The sequence below is a fragment of the Kitasatospora sp. NPDC048662 genome (assembly GCF_055587065.1).
The window spans coordinates 258,039-274,741 of record NZ_JBVJHA010000005.1 but is presented as its reverse complement, the minus strand read 5'-3'; the positions used below and the strand labels follow the sequence as shown (position 1 = coordinate 274,741).

The 16,703-nt window shown below is 72.7% G+C and carries 16 protein-coding genes and 1 tRNA gene; 12 read left to right on the top strand and 5 right to left on the bottom strand.

What is annotated here, in order from left to right; genetic code table 11:
* Positions 1 to 274 precede the first annotated feature (274 nt).
* The 3 genes from ACZ6R9_RS17115 to ACZ6R9_RS17105 all read left to right on the top strand — a co-directional run bounded on the left by ACZ6R9_RS17115 (position 275) and on the right by ACZ6R9_RS17105 (position 2,672).
* On the top strand, positions 275 to 940 hold the full coding sequence (locus tag ACZ6R9_RS17115) for a DedA family protein (RefSeq protein WP_380480483.1): 666 nt from the start codon (positions 275 to 277) through the stop codon (positions 938 to 940).
* Between the two features lie 161 nt (positions 941 to 1,101).
* Entirely contained in the window at positions 1,102 to 1,785 is a 684-nt protein-coding gene (locus tag ACZ6R9_RS17110; protein WP_380480485.1) for an O-methyltransferase, read from the top strand.
* Positions 1,786 to 1,790: 5 nt separating this feature from the next.
* Complete coding sequence (locus ACZ6R9_RS17105; protein WP_380480487.1) at positions 1,791 to 2,672, top strand: Gfo/Idh/MocA family oxidoreductase; 882 nt, start codon at positions 1,791 to 1,793, stop codon at positions 2,670 to 2,672.
* Between the two features lie 3 nt (positions 2,673 to 2,675).
* On the opposite strand, the gene ACZ6R9_RS17100 is transcribed toward ACZ6R9_RS17105, so the two are convergent.
* The gene (locus ACZ6R9_RS17100; RefSeq protein ID WP_380480489.1) at positions 2,676 to 3,764 is read right to left on the bottom strand and encodes a hypothetical protein; all 1,089 of its coding nucleotides are present in this window, start codon (positions 3,762 to 3,764) and stop codon (positions 2,676 to 2,678) included.
* Positions 3,765 to 3,892: 128 nt separating this feature from the next.
* Here ACZ6R9_RS17100 and ACZ6R9_RS17095 point away from each other — a divergent pair.
* From ACZ6R9_RS17095 to ACZ6R9_RS17085, 3 genes are all read left to right on the top strand, one after another.
* A tRNA-Leu gene (locus tag ACZ6R9_RS17095) sits at positions 3,893 to 3,976 on the top strand.
* Positions 3,977 to 4,307: 331 nt separating this feature from the next.
* Positions 4,308 to 5,108: an ABC transporter ATP-binding protein gene (locus tag ACZ6R9_RS17090; protein WP_465538730.1), complete on the top strand. Its 801-nt coding sequence runs from the start codon at positions 4,308 to 4,310 to the stop codon at positions 5,106 to 5,108.
* On the top strand, positions 5,105 to 7,642 hold the full coding sequence (locus ACZ6R9_RS17085) for an FtsX-like permease family protein (RefSeq protein ID WP_465538729.1): 2,538 nt from the start codon (positions 5,105 to 5,107) through the stop codon (positions 7,640 to 7,642). The genes ACZ6R9_RS17090 and ACZ6R9_RS17085 overlap by 4 nt, the downstream gene beginning before the upstream one ends.
* A gap of 443 nt (positions 7,643 to 8,085) precedes the next feature.
* Here the strand turns inward: ACZ6R9_RS17085 and ACZ6R9_RS17080 are convergent, their stop codons facing one another.
* Together ACZ6R9_RS17080 and ACZ6R9_RS17075 are read right to left on the bottom strand one after the other, a co-directional pair.
* Entirely contained in the window at positions 8,086 to 8,781 is a 696-nt protein-coding gene (locus ACZ6R9_RS17080; protein ID WP_465538728.1) for a hypothetical protein, read from the bottom strand.
* Between the two features lie 56 nt (positions 8,782 to 8,837).
* Complete coding sequence (locus ACZ6R9_RS17075) at positions 8,838 to 9,536, bottom strand: hypothetical protein (protein ID WP_465538727.1); 699 nt, start codon at positions 9,534 to 9,536, stop codon at positions 8,838 to 8,840.
* Between the two features lie 191 nt (positions 9,537 to 9,727).
* On the opposite strand from ACZ6R9_RS17075, the gene ACZ6R9_RS17070 reads away from it, so the two are divergent.
* The gene (locus tag ACZ6R9_RS17070) at positions 9,728 to 10,450 is read left to right on the top strand and encodes a YqeB family protein (protein WP_380480495.1); all 723 of its coding nucleotides are present in this window, start codon (positions 9,728 to 9,730) and stop codon (positions 10,448 to 10,450) included.
* A gap of 78 nt (positions 10,451 to 10,528) precedes the next feature.
* Positions 10,529 to 11,074: a Uma2 family endonuclease gene (locus ACZ6R9_RS17065; protein ID WP_465538726.1), complete on the top strand. Its 546-nt coding sequence runs from the start codon at positions 10,529 to 10,531 to the stop codon at positions 11,072 to 11,074.
* A gap of 18 nt (positions 11,075 to 11,092) precedes the next feature.
* Here the strand turns inward: ACZ6R9_RS17065 and ACZ6R9_RS17060 are convergent, their stop codons facing one another.
* On the bottom strand, positions 11,093 to 12,100 hold the full coding sequence (locus ACZ6R9_RS17060; protein WP_465538725.1) for a DsbA family protein: 1,008 nt from the start codon (positions 12,098 to 12,100) through the stop codon (positions 11,093 to 11,095).
* A 74-nt stretch (positions 12,101 to 12,174) separates the two neighbouring features.
* Here ACZ6R9_RS17060 and ACZ6R9_RS17055 point away from each other — a divergent pair, with 74 nt between their 5' ends.
* A complete protein-coding gene (locus ACZ6R9_RS17055) occupies positions 12,175 to 12,732 on the top strand; it encodes a TetR/AcrR family transcriptional regulator (RefSeq protein ID WP_380480501.1) in 558 nt (185 codons plus the stop codon).
* Positions 12,733 to 12,983: 251 nt separating this feature from the next.
* Positions 12,984 to 13,931 carry a GNAT family N-acetyltransferase gene (locus tag ACZ6R9_RS17050; RefSeq protein ID WP_465538724.1) on the top strand — a complete coding sequence of 316 codons (948 nt, stop codon included), beginning with the start codon at positions 12,984 to 12,986 and terminating at the stop codon, positions 13,929 to 13,931.
* A 65-nt stretch (positions 13,932 to 13,996) separates the two neighbouring features.
* Here ACZ6R9_RS17050 and ACZ6R9_RS17045 read toward each other — a convergent pair whose 3' ends face one another.
* Positions 13,997 to 14,851: a lysozyme gene (locus ACZ6R9_RS17045; RefSeq protein WP_380480505.1), complete on the bottom strand. Its 855-nt coding sequence runs from the start codon at positions 14,849 to 14,851 to the stop codon at positions 13,997 to 13,999.
* Positions 14,852 to 15,153: 302 nt separating this feature from the next.
* Between ACZ6R9_RS17045 and ACZ6R9_RS17040 the strand changes: the two genes are divergently transcribed.
* A complete protein-coding gene (locus ACZ6R9_RS17040) occupies positions 15,154 to 16,017 on the top strand; it encodes a metallophosphoesterase family protein (protein WP_380480507.1) in 864 nt (287 codons plus the stop codon).
* A gap of 76 nt (positions 16,018 to 16,093) precedes the next feature.
* Positions 16,094 to 16,702 (top strand): GNAT family N-acetyltransferase, encoded by a 609-nt coding sequence (locus ACZ6R9_RS17035; protein WP_465538723.1) that lies wholly within the window; start codon positions 16,094 to 16,096, stop codon positions 16,700 to 16,702.
* Position 16,703 lies beyond the last annotated feature (1 nt).

Below are 16,703 nucleotides of genomic sequence, written 5' to 3'. Positions count from 1 at the left end.
GTATGGGGTGCGCCCGGGGGCCGGGAACAGGCCGGACGGGTGCGCGGAATGTCACCCGCCGATCGGGAACGATTGTGCCGGGGCCGGGAGTTGGACCGGGTGTGAGTGAGCGGGTGCGGGGCGTCCCGAACCCCTGCTGACCTGCGGGTGGGGCAGCCGCTCGGCCTGCGGGCCGGGAGCGGCTAGGCTGGGCCGGCTCGGGCCTTTACCGAAGCTTTCCTGTGCGCCGCCGTGTGTCGGCCACCTGTCCCTGCCCAGACGGAGGTACTCCGCCTTGCACCTCGACCAGTGGATCGAGAGCGTTCCGCCGACCTCGGTGTACGTGATCATCGGTCTGATCATCGGACTGGAGAGCCTGGGCATTCCGCTGCCCGGAGAGATCGCCCTGGTCTCCTCCGCGCTGCTCGCCGCCAAGGGCATCGTCAGCCCGTGGGGCGTCGCCGGCTGCGCGATAGCCGGTGCGATCATCGGCGACTCGATCGGCTACGCGATCGGCCACAAGGGCGGCCGGCCGCTGTTCGAGAAACTCGGCCGCAGGTTCCCCAAGCACTTCGGGCCCGAGCATCTGGCCACCGCCGAGCGCGCGTTCCACCGCTGGGGCATGTGGGCGGTGTTCTTCGGCCGGTTCATCGCACTGCTGCGGATCTTCGCGGGCCCGCTGGCCGGCACCCTGCGGATGCCGTACTGGAAGTTCCTGATCGCCAACGTGCTGGGCGGCGTGGTCTGGGCGGGCGGCACCACGCTGCTGGTGTACCAGGTCGGCAAGGTCGCCGAGAAGTACCTCCAGGGCGCCTCGTACATCGGCCTCGGCGCTGCCGCGGTGTTCGGCGTCGGCTCGGCGCTGGTGCTCAAGTGGCGGGCCAAGAAGTCCCGGGCCGAGCACCCCGAGCAGTCCGGCGGCAAGAGCGGCGAGCCGCTCTCCGAGACGCTCGTCGACTGAACCGCCGGACGCCCGCCCGGCCGAGGCCGCCGTGTCCGCACCGGACGCGGCGGCCTCCTCGCGTCCGGGGGCGGGAGCAGTGGCGGCCTCGTCGCGTCCGGCGCCGTCGGCCGCAGGGCAGGGAGTAGGGTCGCAGCGCGAAGCGATCACGGAGGTGGGGAATGAGCACGCAGGAGAACCCGCAGCAGCTCTGGACGGCGGTGGACGACTGGGCCGCCGCCCGGCTGATCGGCGAGGACGAGGTGCTGGACGCGGCCGTCGAGGCCGCCGACCGGGCCGGGCTGCCGCAGATCGCGGTGGCCGCCAACCAGGGCAAGCTGCTGCACCTGCTGGCCCGGATGCAGGGCGCCCGGCGGATCCTGGAGATCGGCACGCTGGCCGGCTACAGCGCGATCTGGCTGGCCCGCGCCCTGCCCGCCGACGGCACCCTGACCACGCTGGAGATCGACCCGACGCACGCCGAGATCGCCACCGCCAACCTGCGGCGGGCCGGCCTCGCCGACCGGGTCGAGGTCCGGCTCGGCGCGGCCCGCGACACCCTGCGGCAGCTGATCGAGGACGGCGTCGAACCGTACGACCTGGTGTTCGTGGACGCCGACAAGCCGAACATCCCGCACTACCTGGAGGCGTCGCTGGCGCTCACCCGGCCCGGCTCGGTGATCGTGGTCGACAACGTGGTGCGCGGCGGCAGGCTGGCCGAGGAGCAGAGCACCGACGAGGCCGTGCGCGGCGTCCAGCAGCTGCACGAACTGCTCGCCGGGGACAAGCGCTTGGACGCCACCACCGTGCAGACCGTCGGCCGCAAGGGCTACGACGGCTTCACGCTGATCCGGGTGGAGGGCTGAGCACCGTGCGGATCGGACTGCTCGGCACCGGCCCCTGGGCGAGCCTGGTGCACGCCCCGGCGCTGGCCGCCCACCCGGACGTCGAGTTCGCCGGCGTGTGGGGCCGTCGCCCCGAGGCCGCCGCCGAACTCGCCGCGGCCCACGGCGTGCCCGGATACGCGGCGGTGGACGAGCTGCTGGCCGCGGTGGACGCCGTCGCCCTCGCGCTGCCGCCGGACGTGCAGGCCGAGTACGCGGTGCGCGCCGCCGCGGCCGGCCGGCACCTGCTGCTCGACAAGCCGGTCGCCGCGACGGTGGACGCCGCCCGCGCCGTCGAGGACGCGGCCGCCGCGGCCGGTGTCGCCTCGGTGGTGTTCTTCACCGTCCGGTTCACCGGCGCGCAGGGCGACTGGATCGACGAACAGGCCGAGCGGGGCGGCTGGTTCACCGCGCACTGCCACTGGATCGGCTCGGTGTTCACCACCGACAGCCCCTACGCGGCCTCCCCGTGGCGCCAGCAGAAGGGCGCGCTGTGGGACGTCGGCCCGCACGCCCTGTCGGTGCTGATGCCCGCCCTCGGCGACGTCGAACACGTCACCGCCGCGCCCGGCCCCGGCGACACCGCGCACCTGATCCTGCGTCACGCGGGCGGCGCGTCCAGCACCGTCACGCTCAGTCTGACCGCCCCGCCCGAGGCCTCCGCGCTCGGCGCGGGCGCCGAACTGCGCGGCGCCTCCGGTGTGACGCACCTCCCCGACCGGGACGCGCCGGCCACCGCCGCGTACGGCCGCGCCCTGGACGCGCTGCTGGCCTCCGTCGCCTCCGGCACCCCGCACCCGTGCGACGTCCGGTTCGGGCGGCGGGTGGTGGAGGTGCTGGCGCAGGCCGAGGAGCAGCTGCTCCGGTAGCCGTCAGGGGTTGACCGGGCGGCGGTCCGCCGGGCGGCGCGGCGGGATCGGGGTGGCGGGGAAGTCGCGCGGCCCCGTCCACAGCGCCGGTACCGCGTCCGAGCGGCGAGCCAACTCGTAGGCGATCGCCTCGTAGTTGACCCGCCAGCCGCGGAAGTGCGGCCAGGCGTCGGCGATCGGCCGCTCCAGCCGCAGCCCGGCGGCCGTCACCATCGCCACCGCCGCGTCGAACTCCGCGAAGGTCAGCCGGATCGGCTCGTCCGGCTCCGGGTCCGCTTCGAACGGGATCCGCAGCGCGGTCGCGATGTCGCGCAGCGCCGTGAACCCGGCGCGCAGCAGCAGCCGCGCCTCCGGCGGCGCCGAACGCGGGTTCAGCGCCAACTGCATCGCGGCCGCGTCCATCACCGCGATCAGGCCCACCACCCAGTTGCGGTACGGCTGCGGGGAACGGAACGAGATCAGCACCGGGTAGTTGGAGTGCCCTTCTCCGAGATCCGCCGCCAGCCGCTCCCAGTCCCGGTACAGCTCCGGCAGTTCGGCCTCCGTCCCCACCAGCGTCTGCCGGGCCAGCAGTTCCGGCCCCCAGGCCGGCTCGCCCGCCCGCGACTGGAGCAGCGTCACCTCCAACTCCCGCCGGTTGTACGCCGAGTACAGCGTCGGCAGGTAGGCGATCAGCAGCGCGATGATCAGCGGGCCGTTGGCCGCCGCGAGGAAGTCGATCACCGACAGGTGCAGGCGGTCGCCACTGGCGAAACCCAGCGTGAACAGACTCGACCCGGCCTCCCGGAACGCCACGTGCCACGGCAGATCGGACGTCCCTATCAACAGCAGGGTGTAGGCCGCGAGCGTGGACAGCAGCCAGCACCCCAGCATCCCGAGCAGGATCAGCGGTGCCAGCCAGGTCTGCGCCCGGTCGATCGCCCGGTACCCCCCGAACGGCGCCGCCACCGTCCGCACCACCAGCCGCAGCGAGGACCACAGCCGGATCGCCAGCGCCGAGTACAGCCCGCGCGGCACCACCAGCGTCCGCAGAATGCTGGCCGCCGTCCAGACCAGCAGCGCCGCCCCGACCACGGTGAAGATCGCTCTCATGCGGCCATTGTGACGCCCCACCACCCCGCCCCAGGACGACCGACGGGGTGGACGGAGCGCCCCGAAACATGCGGTAAGCTTCTCAGCAGGTCGAACGGAGCAAACGAGCAACCGGCGACTACACCCTTGCGCGGGTGGCGGAATAGGCAGACGCGCTGGATTCAGGTTCCAGTGCCCGAAAGGGCGTGGGGGTTCAACTCCCCCCTCGCGCACAGCGAAGGTCAATTGACCTTGAGGCCGGTCGACTCGACACATGTCGGGTTGACCGGCCTCATTGCTTTGCGGGAACTGAACCGGTGGGCTCGCGTTCCGTTCTCGCGTTCCGCGGCGATTGCCGTTGCTTCGCCGGCTCCCCGTTTCTCCCGGTAGTACCACGGTATGACGGGCCGATTGGCTCCGGGGAGTGACGCCCGGCCCGATACCGTCTTCCTACAGTCCTCCCCGCACGGCGATTCCGGACGGCGCGTCAAGCCGGCACCGCCCGGAGACGGCACCCACCGGAATCCCCGTGGCACGTCGTTGAACAGCAAGGGAAGGCACATCATGGCACTTCGCCGCGACCGCACACAGGTCGAGCGACCGCACTCCGCGCACCCGGCGATCGAGCTGCGCGACCTGTGGCGGAGCCACGGCCGGGGCGAATCCGTTGTGCACGCGCTGCGCGGCGTCGATCTTGCCCTGCCGCGCGGGAGTTTCACCGCCGTGATGGGGCCGTCCGGGTCGGGGAAGAGCACGTTCCTGCAGTGTGCGGCCGGGCTGGACCGGCCGAGTTCGGGCAAGGTGCTGCTCGGCGGGACGGAGCTCACCGAGCTGGACGAGAACCGGCTGACCGAGCTGCGGCGCAGCCGGATCGGGTTCGTGTTCCAGTCGTTCAACCTCCTGCCGTCGCTGACGGTGCGCCAGAACGTGCTGCTGCCGCAGCGGCTCGCCGGAGGGCGTCAGGACCGGCGCCGGGCCGAGGAGTTGTTGGCCCGGGTCGGCCTGGGAGGCTTCGGCGGGCGTCGTCCGGGCCAGCTGTCCGGCGGGCAGCAGCAGCGGGTGGCGATCGCTCGTGCGCTGATCACCGAACCCGAGGTGGTGTTCGCGGACGAGCCGACCGGGGCGCTGGACACCCGCTCGGCCCAGGAGGTGCTGGCGCTGCTGCGGCAGGCGGTGGACGCGATGGGGGCGACGGTGGTGATGGTCACCCACGATCCGGTGGCCGCCTCGCATGCGGACCGGGTGCTGTTCCTTTCCGGCGGTGCGATCGTCGACGAGTTGTGGCGTCCCGAGCCGAGGGAGGTGGCCGACCGGATACTCTCGCTCACGGCGGCGCCGGGCAGCCGCGCCGGAGCGGCGGCGTGAGCAACGGTCTGGCCCGTGCCGCGGTGCGCTTCAGGCCCGCGTCCTTCGCGGGCAGCTTCATCGCGCTGCTGTTCGCCGCCGCGATCATCACGGCCTGTGGCACCTTGCTGCAGACCGGCGTCACGGCGCGTCTCGCACCCGAGCGCTACGCGCGCACGCCGGTGGTGGTGGCCGGTGACCCGTACGCCAGGATCAGCGTCAAGCACGACAGGAGCACCGAGGAGAAGGAGACGGCGCTTCCCGAACGCGCGCGGGTGGACGCCGGATCGGCCGCACGCATCGCGGCGCTTCCCGGGGTCGCCGCCGCGGTACCGGACCTGGCGTTCCCCGTGCAGTCCCCGGCCGTGCCGACGCTGACCGGCCGGGGCTACGCGTCGATCGGCTTCACCGCCCCGACCGCCGCAGAACTGGTCGAGGGGCGCGCCCCCGGTGCCGGAGAGGTGGTGCTGGACGAGGCCACCGCGCAGACTGCGAAACTGCGTACCGGTGACCGGGTCGAGCTCATCACGCCCGCGGGCACCGACACCTACCGCGTCTGCGGCCTCGCGGACGCGCGGGCCGGCCGGGGCAGCGCATGGTTCGCCGACACGGTGGCGGACCGTCTCGCCGGGCACCCCGGCCGGGTGGACGCCATCGCTGTCACACCGCGCGAGGGCGTGCCGGTGAACGAACTCGCTTCGAAGGTGCGGGAGACGGTCGGCGCATCCGCCAAGGTGTTCACCGGCGATGACCGCGCGACGGTGGAACGGCCCGGACTGCTCCAGGCCCAGCAGATCCTGATCGGCCTCGGCGGATCCTTCGGCGGGACCGCCACCCTGGCCGCCGTCTTCGTGGTGATGAGCACCATCGCCCTCGCCACCGGGCAGCGCGCCCGCGAGTTCGCCCTGCTGCGCGCGATCGGCGCGACCCCGCGCCAGATCCGCCGCACCATCGCGACCGAGGCGCTGCTGATCGCTCCGCTCGCCGCGGCCCTGGGCGCGGTACCGGGGATCGCACTGGCCCGCTGGTGGTTCGACCAACTGGTGGCACGCGGCGCGGTGCCGGAGGGAGTCGCACTCGAAGCCGGCCCGCTGCCGGTCCTGGTCGCGGCCGTACTGAGCCTGTTGGCCGCACTGGCCGCCGGCAGGCTGGCGGCCCGACAGCCGGCCCGGCTCGCGCCGGGCCAGGCCCTGGGCGAGGCCGCAGTGGAGCGCGTCCGCCCCGGGAAGGCGCGCACGGTCATCGGCCTGGTCGCGGCGGCGGGCGGCCTGGTGCTGACCGGGGTCGCGAACAATCTGAACGGTGCCGGTGCCGCCAACACCGCGCTCGGCATGGTCATGTGCTTCCTGCTCGCGGTCGCCCTGCTCGGCCCGTATGTCGCGCAGGTCTGCACCGGCCTGCTGGGCCTGCCCCTGCGGTCGGGCCGGGCCGGCGCTTCCGGCTCCCTCGCGGCCGACAACACCAGGGCCAACGCCCGTCGGCTGGCCTCCGCGATCATCCCGATCGTCATGGTCGTCGCGTTCTGCGGAACCCTTCTGCTTCTGCAGGGCACCGTCCGGCACGTCTCCGGCGAGCAGGTGCGCGACGGGATCGTCGCCGACCAGGTGCTCGGCTCGGCCGGTGCCGGCCTGCCGGCCGACACCGTCGAACACGCCGCCCGGGTGCCCGGAGTGGCGACGGCAATCGGTGTGGTCCGCACCGGCGTGGTCCACAGCTCCGGCCAGGACCTCGCCTCATCGAGGGCGCTGGGGGTTTCCGGTGATCTGACGCGCCTTCCCGAGGTCCTCGATCTCGGCGTCCGCAGTGGCTCGTTGGGCGCCCTCGCCGAATCGGCCGACACCGTCGCCCTCTCCGCCGCACTCGCCGACAGCCTGCACACCAAGGTCGGCGACCGCGTCCCGCTCCGGCTCGGCGACGGCACCCAGGTGAGGCCGAAGGTCGTCGCGACCTACGAACGCGGGTTGGGCTTCGGACAGGTGGTCCTGCCCCGGGCCGCCGTGGCCGGCCATGTGAACGCCGCCTTCGACAGCCACGTCCTGGTGAGCGACGCACCCGGTGCCGAACGCGTCCAGGTGGCAGAGCGGTTGGCGAAGCTCGCGGCCCCGGGCCTGACCGTCATGAACGCCGCCGGCTTCGCCGCGCAGGAGGACCGCGACCAGCAGGTCACCTCCTGGGCGAACACCGTGATGGCCGCCGTCCTCGGCGGATTCGCGGCCGTCGCCGCCGTCAACACCCTGGTGATGACCGTCCTCGACCGCCGCCGGGAAGTCGGACTGCTGCGGCTCGCCGGCGCCACCCGCCGCCAGGTCCGCGACATGATGCGCTGGGAGGCGCTGCTGGTGGCCGCCACCGGACTGACAGTCGGTGGCGGCATCGCCTGGCTCACCCTGGTACCGATCACCCGGGGTGTCACTGGTGCCGCACCCCACGTCCCGCTCACCACCGTCCTGTCGCTGGCCGCCGCAACGATCCTCCTCAGCCTCGCCGCGACCGCCCTCCCGACCCGGGAACTGCTCCGCACCCACCCGGTACGCGTAGCAGCGGACCGGCAGTAGACAGCCGCTGTCGAAACGGCGCCGGACCCCGGCGCCGTCCGCGGCGCCGACGAACTCCTGCCCGTCCCCCGTTGTTCGCGAGCGTCTCCCGTCACTGGGTACGCGTGGCGCCGTACCCGGTGGTGGTCGTGTGCGTCGGGTACCTGCTCCCGTTCGGCATCGTGCACCTGCACACCGCCCACAGGGTCGGCACCCCGGTCGCGGCGGCACTCGTCGTCGCCCAGTGCGTCCCGCTGCTCGAAGCCCTCGGCCGGCCGCTGGCGGTCTGGTGGCTGGTGCTCCCCGCCTCCGCCGCAGGGGCCGCCCTGACCGCGGGCACCCCGACGAGTGCCGGTCCCTGTCCCTGGCCGGTCACCACGCTGACAACGGCTTGCCGCGGGGGCCGCCGCCATGCGGACTGCGGTGGCTGCGCGAGCTGCTGCGGGCCCGCTGAGGCCTCCTGCCTATATCGCCGCGCCGAACCCCGTCGAGCCGTTCAGCACGCGGGCGTAGGCGCACGGATCGTTTCCGGCGATGCGGCGGGCCTCGGCCAGGAACGGGGCGGCCTCCGGGAGATGGCGCGGGTGCTCCAGCGGGAAGCCGGCCTGTACGAGGCGGCGCAGGTCCGGGTCGTCGGAGCCGGTGAAGCACTTGGCTGCGGCCAGCCACAGGTGCGGCCACAGATCGGTGAGCGGTTCGACGGCCGCCCGGGCCCGGTGGATGGCCGCGGCGTATCGCTCCCGGGCCTGTTCGGGCCCGATCCGGTTGGCGCGGACCGCCTCGCGCAGTTCGTCGAGCGACACCGGGGCGGCCCACGCAGAGATCCAGTACGCGGCGCTGCAGGCGTTCGCCCGACGTTGCCAACTTCCCTCGTTCGCAAGGGAGATCAGGCTGGTCAGGACGGCGCGGCGGCCGATCGCCGCAGCCAGTGGGTGCACCAGCTGTTCGGTCCGGTTGTTGTCCAGGGCGAGCAGTGGCAGCACGCGGTCGGCGAGCCGCGCGGTCCGCGCCGGGTCGGCTGCCAGCGCCTGGCCGAGGGGCAGGCGGGTGGTCTCCACCCGCTCGTACCTGTCCTGGTCGAGCCGGTGGCCTTCGGCGGCGGCGAGCAGGGCGGCGAACTCGTCGATGGCGGCGGCGAGTTCGACGTCGGGGTCGGTCAAGGCGGGCTCCTCGGCGGCGGGCTCGGGATGTCGAGGGTAGCCCGGGCGGCGCCGCGTCAGGCGGCAACCGGCGACGCGCTGCGCACCGCCCTGCGCAGGTACCCCGGGATGCTCGGCGTGACCGTCAACTCCCCGGCGGCGTTTGCGCTCTGTGACCGCATGCTCGGCCGGACGCGTGTCCAGGGCTTGCCGCTCGGCCCCGCTGTGGACGTCCTGAACGCCGCTGTACTGCGTTGGCGCGTCAGTGGGGTGCGGCGAATGCGGCGTCGTAGAGGCGGGGCAGTGAGGTGGGGGCGGGGAGTGTGCTCAGGTGGTCCAGCAGGACTGGGCGAGGCGGCGGGCTTGGGGGCCGGGCCAGTGCGGGGGGAGGAGTTCCGGGGGAGGAGCGGGTCGGGGGTCATGGCGGCGCTGAACTCGGTGGCGAGTTCCACGGCCATCCTGAGCCGCTCGGCGCCGGGCAGGGCCGGGGCGGTGGCACTCCCGGTGCAGGCCGTGGCGAAGGCCGCGAGGTGTTCGTAGCGGGCGGCGATGGTGTCCAACGGCCAGAGAGCGGCGGCCAGTCGGGCGGGGTCGGTGACGTTCCCGACACGCAGGTCGGTGCTGGTGAGGAAGGTGGTGGAGCCGAGCACATCGAGCTCGGTGGCCCGGGCCTTGACCAGGTCGTCGATCGGGTTGGCTGCGACGTACAGCCCGCCCTGGACGGGTGCCGCGCCCAGGTACAGGAGGGTCGCTTGCGTCCGAAGGCATCCCAGCACAGGGCGGCGACCTGCTGTTCGGCCCCTTCGAGGGTCCCTCGGCGAAGCCCAGGACTCCGCGCCGCCGGTTCGTTCGGTACGCCCATGGCTGCCCTCCGCTGCCCGCTGCCGGCTGTCCGCGACGGGCATAGTACGCTCGTTCTGTGAACGGTCGTTTCACGTTCGATAGGCTCTGCTTCGGGGAGGGGCGCATGAGCAAGACCGACCGAGCTGCGGCGATCACGGTGCGGAAGAAGACCTCGGACCGCGTACTGGTGGCGGTGGGGTTCCCGGTTCTGGGAGCAGGGGCCGGATTCCTGGTCAAACTCCTGGCGCACTGGGCGTCCACCCTGCCGTGGATCCCGTGGCAGGGGCCGCTCGACCTCATCGCCAAGGCGCCCGAACCGGCCGCCACCATTGGGAGTCTGGTGCTCGGCGCCCTGCTCGGCGGCGCAATCGTGGTCCTGGCCGAGCGCGGCTACGTCACCGTCACCGTCGAGCAGGACAGGATCACCACGGACCGCGCCGACTCCAGCCGGAGCGCTCCCCGGCCGGCGATCAGCGGCGTGTTCGCCGACCGCAAGCGGCTGGTGGTGCTCGGCACGCAGGGCGAGGAACTGATCGCCGAGTACCGGAACGAGGGCGCCGACCTCCCGTCGGTCGAACGCCTCGCGGAGGCCTTCCGCGCCCACGGGTACCCATGGCTGCCCGACGGCGACCCCTACCGCGACGCGTACCGCCGCTGGGTGGACGGCATACCGGGCCTGCCGCCGGGCGGCAACGTGCTCTTCAAGGCGCGGGCCGAGGCGCTGAAGAAGCGCGAGGAGAAGGAGATCGGCGAACTCCGCCGCGAACTGGCGAAACTCGGCCTGGTCGTTCACGACGTGGGCGACCGCCAGTGGTGGCGCGACACCCGGGCGCCCGCCAACCCGTAACGCGCCCCCGCCACCCTGCGGTGGGCCCCGCGTGGGGCTGGGGCGCCATATCCTGTGGGCAACGGGAAGGAGCAGTTGATGAGCGTGGACGCGGTCATGCACACCGAGTTCCCTCCGGGGTACGTGGTCTTTTTCGGCACGGACGGGAAGGTGGTCATGACTCCGCGGAGCGTGGAGCACTCCAGCACCATCAAGTCGATGCAGATCGACTCGCTCTCGCTCGGCCGGCATGCGAAGACCGCATCCGACGTGTACCTGGACTTCCCGGCCGACGAGAACTCGGCCCCGGACTTCGCGATCCTGCGGGAGGACGCGCAGCGGCAGGGCAAGCGCTACGGCTTCGAGGACGTGCTGCTGATCGCCGAGGTGGTGTCGGTCTCCTCGGCGCGCAAGGACTACGACGACTGCACCGCGAAGTACGGCCGTTACGGCATCCCCGTCTACGTGGTGGTGGACCCGTACGCCGGTGAGGTTGTCGTCCACACCCGGCCCGCCGGCTCCGGCTACATCGCGGCGTACACGCGCAAGTACGGTTCGGGCAAGCTGCCCATCGAGCTGGCCGACGGGCGGACTTACACGCTCGACCTGGACGAGCTGCCCCGGCCGGAGCCGGGTGTCAACTGACCTGGCGGCGTTGGGAGTTCACGTCGCGTACTCGGGCGTCATGGCGGCCGCCAGGGCGAGGTGCACGGCGGCCTCCTCGGTGCGGCCCTGGCGGGTGAGGGTGCGGCCGAGGAGGAGCCGGGCGTAGGAGTCGTCCGGGGAGTGGGCCACGAGTTCCTCCAACATGCCTGCCGCGCGCCCGAGTTGGGCGGAGGCGAAGTAGGCGCGGGCGGCCAGCAGGCGCACGCCGGGCTCGTCGCCGTACTCGTCCAGCAGGGGGTGGAGCAGGGTCAGGGCGCCCAGCGGGTCGCGCTTGTCGAGCAGGGCGTCGGCGTACCGGAGCCGTTCGACCTCGGCGGGGAGCTGCCGGTGGGGCCGGCCGCCGGCGTCGCGCAGGAAGCGGGTGAGGATCTCCGGTGACTGGGCGCCGGCCAGGGCCTGGTCGCCCACGACCAGGGTGGGGGAGGTGGCGACACCCCGGGCCTTGCCGATCAGCAGCAGTTCCTTGACCTGCTGGTCGGCGGCGCCGTCGGCCAGCAGTGTGCCGGCCTCGGGGAATCCGGCGGCGGTGGCGAGCCGCTCCAGGGTTTCGGCGTGGCTGATGTCGAGGCCTTCAATGAAGTGTGCCTTCATGAGGGCTTCGGCGAGGGTGTGCTGGAGTTCGGCGCCGCCGTGCTGGTGGGCGAGGGCGAGCAGCCGGTGCGCGTCGTGGCTGCTGGCGCGCCAGGCGGCGCCCCAGGTCGGCCCGAGCCCTTCGGCGGCGGCGATCTCGGCGATCGGTGGCGTCTGCGCCACGGGGGCGGGCCCGATGGTGCAGGCGGCTTCGGCGTCGTTCCGGTTGCCCAGGATGCCGAGGTCGCGCAGCAGCTCGTCCTCCGCCGATCCCTCGAACGGGGTGGCGGGGACGGGCGCGGTCGGGTCGATGCGGAACGGTCGCCACACCAGCTCGACCGGCTCGCCGTCCCAGTCGGCGAGGGCCTTGTCCAGTCGCCGCTTGCCGATGTACGCCCACGGGCAGACCGGGTCCGCCCAGATCTCGATTCGCATACCTCGACAGTAAGCGACGCCTGTTGTTTAAGCAACACTCGTCGGTTATGCGACGGACGTCGTACAGTGACGCCATGAATCTGGACGACCCGCGCGTACAGCGCACCCGAGCCCGGCTCCGGGAGGCGATCCTGGAGCTGGTCGCCGAGCAGGACCTGGACGCCATCACCATCTCCGCAGTTGCCAAGCGGGCCGGGATCAACCGCGCCACGGTCTACCAGCACTACCCGGCGATGGACGCGCTGGTGGTGGACGCGATGGACGGCCCGATCGCCGAGGTCGCCCAGGCGGTCCGGCAGTGTCCGGCCGACGCGCCGCCCGGCCGCACCCCCGAGGCCCTGGTCGGGCTGTTCGAGCACATCGCGGCCCGGGCCGCCGTCTACCGCTGCGTCCTGGGCGGCCAGGGCAGCGCCGGCTTCGCCGACCGGATGCGCGAGCAGGTGACCGCCGCCCTGACCGGGCGGTTCCGCGAGGGCGCGCGCCCCGCCGGGTTCGACGAGGTGCCCGTGGACCTGCACGCCGCCTACCTGGCCGGTGCGCTGCTGGGCGTCGTCACGCACTGGATCACCGGCGAGCACCCGGCGCCCGCCCCCGAGGTGGCGGCGGCGTTCTGGCGGCTGTTCCGCACCTGAGCGGACGTGTATGACGATGCGTCAGGTCGCCAGGGGACACTCGACTCCGGCGGGAACCTGCGGATCGCCGGAAAGCTGATCGCCCGGCAGGCGAACCCGGTCGTCCGCCCGGGCGCCCCGGGAATGGCGGACCGTGCCGCCCGCCGTCGTGCCCGGCCCGGCATCGCGCTCAAAAACCGCTTGGGGCAAGGCCGTTGGAACGGGTAGAAAGACCAGGTTTGCCACCGCAATCGACAGTGGAGGAGGGGGACATGGCATTCCCGGACGGAATGACGGTGCGCCCGGCGGCAGTTGAGGACGCCGAGGCGGTGTGCGTGCTGCTCAACCGGGTGGACGAGATCGAAGTGGGGCGCGCCTTCACCGACTTGGAGGAGGTCCAGGAGGACCTCGGCGACCCTTCGGTGGACCTGGAGCGCGACTCCTGGCTGCTGCACGACGCCGACGGGCAGCTCGTCGGCTACGGCATCGTCCGCGACCGCTCGGCGGGGGAGCGGATCGACCTCGACCAGTACCTGCTGCCCGGGCACACCGCCGCCGGCCTTCAGCTGTTCGAGCTGATGGAGGCCCGCGGCGCCGAACTCGCCCGCCGCAACGGTGCCGACCGCGCCGTGCTGCACCTGATGCTCAACGCCCGACCCACCTTCGACACCGAGGCGTTGGCCGGTCGCGGCTGGCGTCACATGCGCCGCCACCACGCGCTCACCCGCGACGTCGATCCGAAGACCGACCCGTTCCCGCAGCCCCCGGCGGGCCTGCGGCTGCGCGCCTGCGCCACCGAGGACGACCGGCGCACCGTGCACCGGCTGATCCACGAGACCTTCGCCGAGCACTACGACTTCCAGCCGCGCAGCTACGAGAAGTGGTGCGCCGACACCGGCGCGGACAGCGCCGACTGGTCGCTGGTGTGGATCGCCGAACTCGACGGCCACGGCGACGCCGCCGTGCTGCGCACCCGCGACGACCGGTCGGACGCGGCCTGGGCCTCCCACATCGGCGTGCGCTCCGAACTGCGCGGCCGGGGCCTCGGCGGTTACCTGCTGCGGTACTTCTTCGCGTTCTACGCCGAGCGCGGCCGCACCCGGGTCGGGCTCGGGGTGGACACCGCCAACGCCACCGGCGCGCCCGCGCTGTACCGCGACAACGGCATGGTGCTCGATTTCGCCGTTGACACCTGGGAGTTGATCGTCCCCGTCGCCTGAAACGGCCCTGCCCGCGACCGGTGTGGGGGAGAAATCCGGTCGCGGGCAGGTGAATTGACGGACCGTCAGCCGTTGGCGAGGGCCTGGAGGCGGTCCAGGGCGCCGTTGAACCAGTTCTGGTCGCCGGGCAGCGTGCCGGAGTCGGCGTACTGCCAGATGGTCTGGTACGACCAGCCGGCCGGCAGGGTGCCGACCGTGGAGGCGTAACGGGCGATCCACAGCGGGTTGGTGGCGCCGAAGGAGCTGTTGTTGCCGGTGCAGGTGGTCCACCAGTCGGTGGTGGTGTAGATCACCGGGTAGCGGCCGGTCTTGGCGAGCACGGTGTTGGAGAAGTCCCGGATCCAGCTCACCATGCCGGCCTGGCTCAGGCCGTAGCAGGTCGCGCCGTACGGGTTGTACTCGATGTCCAGCGCGGGCGGCAGGGTCTTGCCGTCCTTGGACCAGCCGCCGCCGTGCGCGACGAAGTACGCGGCCTGGGTGGCGCCGGAGGAGACGTTCGGCAGCGCGAAGTGGTAGGCGCCGCGGATCATCCCGACGTTGTAGGAGCCGTTGTACTGCTGGGCGAACGAGGGGTTGGTGTACGTGGTGCCCTCGGTGGCCTTGACGTAGGCGAACCGGCCGCCGTTGGCGTACGCGGTGCTCCAGGCGACGCTGCCCTGCCAGTTGGAGACGTCCATGCCCTTGGTCTGGGTGGCGGCCAGTGCGGCGAGGGAGTTCGCGGTGGAGGTCGAGGTGTCCTTGCCCTCGTGGGCGGCGACGGTGGAGCCCGCGTAGTCGAGCTCGGGGTGGAAGTTGGCGGGGGTGCTCGGCTTGGCGGCCTGGGCCGGGGAGGCGGCGGCGACCGCGCCGACCAGCAGGGCGGCGGACGCGACCGCGGTGGCGGCGCGACGGAACGTGCGGCTGGTGCCGGAAGCGGGCATGGCGAGTCCTCATGTGGGGTGAAGGGAGCAGCCGGTTTCGGCCGCTGCGGAGCATATAGTCATGGCCCCGTCAGTCAACAGAGTGTTGAAACCACACATCGTCAGAACGTATGTAGAGCGAACAGACATAGGTGTCACTGCTGAACACCCGGGGTTCCACTGGATGTTGACACTACGACAGAAACCCCTTCCTGCTGGCTTTGCCGCCCCCTCGGCGGTAGCGTGTCAACGCGCGTCCCACTGCCGGGATGCGCCCGCGGACACCCGACCGGTGCACCGGTGGACACAGAACGGGGGGTGCGGTGGCGGACGGACGCCTGCTCGCGGTCAGCGACCTCCACGTCGGCGTCGCCGAGAACCGGCCCGTCCTCGACGCCCTCCGGCCGACCGGCCCGGACGACTGGCTGATTGTCGCCGGTGACGTCGCCGAACAGGTCTCCGCCGTCGAAGGCACCCTGCGCTTCCTGGCCGGACGCTTCGCCAAGGTGATCTGGACGCCCGGCAACCACGAACTGTGGACCACCACCCGCGACCCCGTCCCGATCGACGCGCCCGAGCGCTACCGCCAACTCGTGGAACGCTGCCGGGAGATCGGCGTCGTCACCCCCGAGGACCCGTACCCCGTCTGGACGGGCCCCGGCGGCCCCTGCGCCGTCGCCCCCGTCTTCACGCTCTACGACTACAGCTTCCGGGTCCCCGGCGTGCACACCAAGGCCGAGTCGCTGGCCCGCGCCCGCGAGAACGGCGTGGTCTGCACCGACGAGTACCGGATCAGCCCAGCCCCGTACGCGGGCATCGACGAGTGGTGCCGGGAGCGCGTCGAGACCACCGAGAAAGAGCTCTCCGCGCACGACCCCGAGCTGCCGCTGGTCCTGGTCAGCCACTGGCCGCTGGACCGCCGCCCCACCGACGTCCTGCACCACCCCGACTTCGCCCAGTGGTGCGGCACCGAACTCACCGCCGACTGGCACCGCCGCTTCAACGTCGCCGCCGTGGTCTACGGCCACCTGCACATCCCGCGCACCACCTGGTACGAGGGCGTCCGGTTCGAAGAGGTCTCGCTCGGCTACCCCCGCGAATGGCGCCGCCGCGGCCACCCGCGCGGACTGCTCCGCCAGATCCTGCCCTACCCCGGCCCGCCCGAGCAGCCCGTCCCGGCGCCCTGAGCGCCCTGATGCGGCTCCGGTGGGGGCATGGCGCTGTGGCACCATGGCCGTTCGAGCACCCGAAGGAGCGCACCGCATGACCGCCGAGCCGACCGCCTCCCGCACCGCCGACCTCGACACCGCCGGCCTCGGCACCGCCACCGGGCCGGACTTCCGCACCGCCACCGGGCCGAACTTCCGCACCGCCGAGGCGCCGGACGTGCCGACGGTGGTCGCCCTGGTCGAGTCCGCGTACCGGGGCGAGGCGAGCCGGGCCGGCTGGACCACCGAGGCGGACCTGCTCGACGGCCGGCGCACCGACGAGGCCGCCGTCGCCGAACTGCTGGCCCGCCCCGAATCGGTGGTGCTGCTGGCCGAACGGGACGGCCGCCTGCTGGCCTGCTGCCACGTCGAACGGCGCGGCGCCACCGGCTACTTCGGCATGTTCTCGGTCTCCCCGACCGCCCAGGGCGGCGGCCTCGGCCGCCAGGTGCTCGCCCGCGCCGAGGAGTTGGCCCGGGCCTCCTGGGGCGTCACCGCGATGGAGATGACCGTCATCGAGCAGCGCTCCGACCTGATCGCCTGGTACCAGCGGCGCGGCTACCTGCGCACCGGCGTGTACGAGCCGTTCCCGTACGGCGACGAGCGGTTCGGCATCCCGCTCCGGGACGACCTGCGCTTCGAGAAGCTGGTCAAGTCGCTGTAGC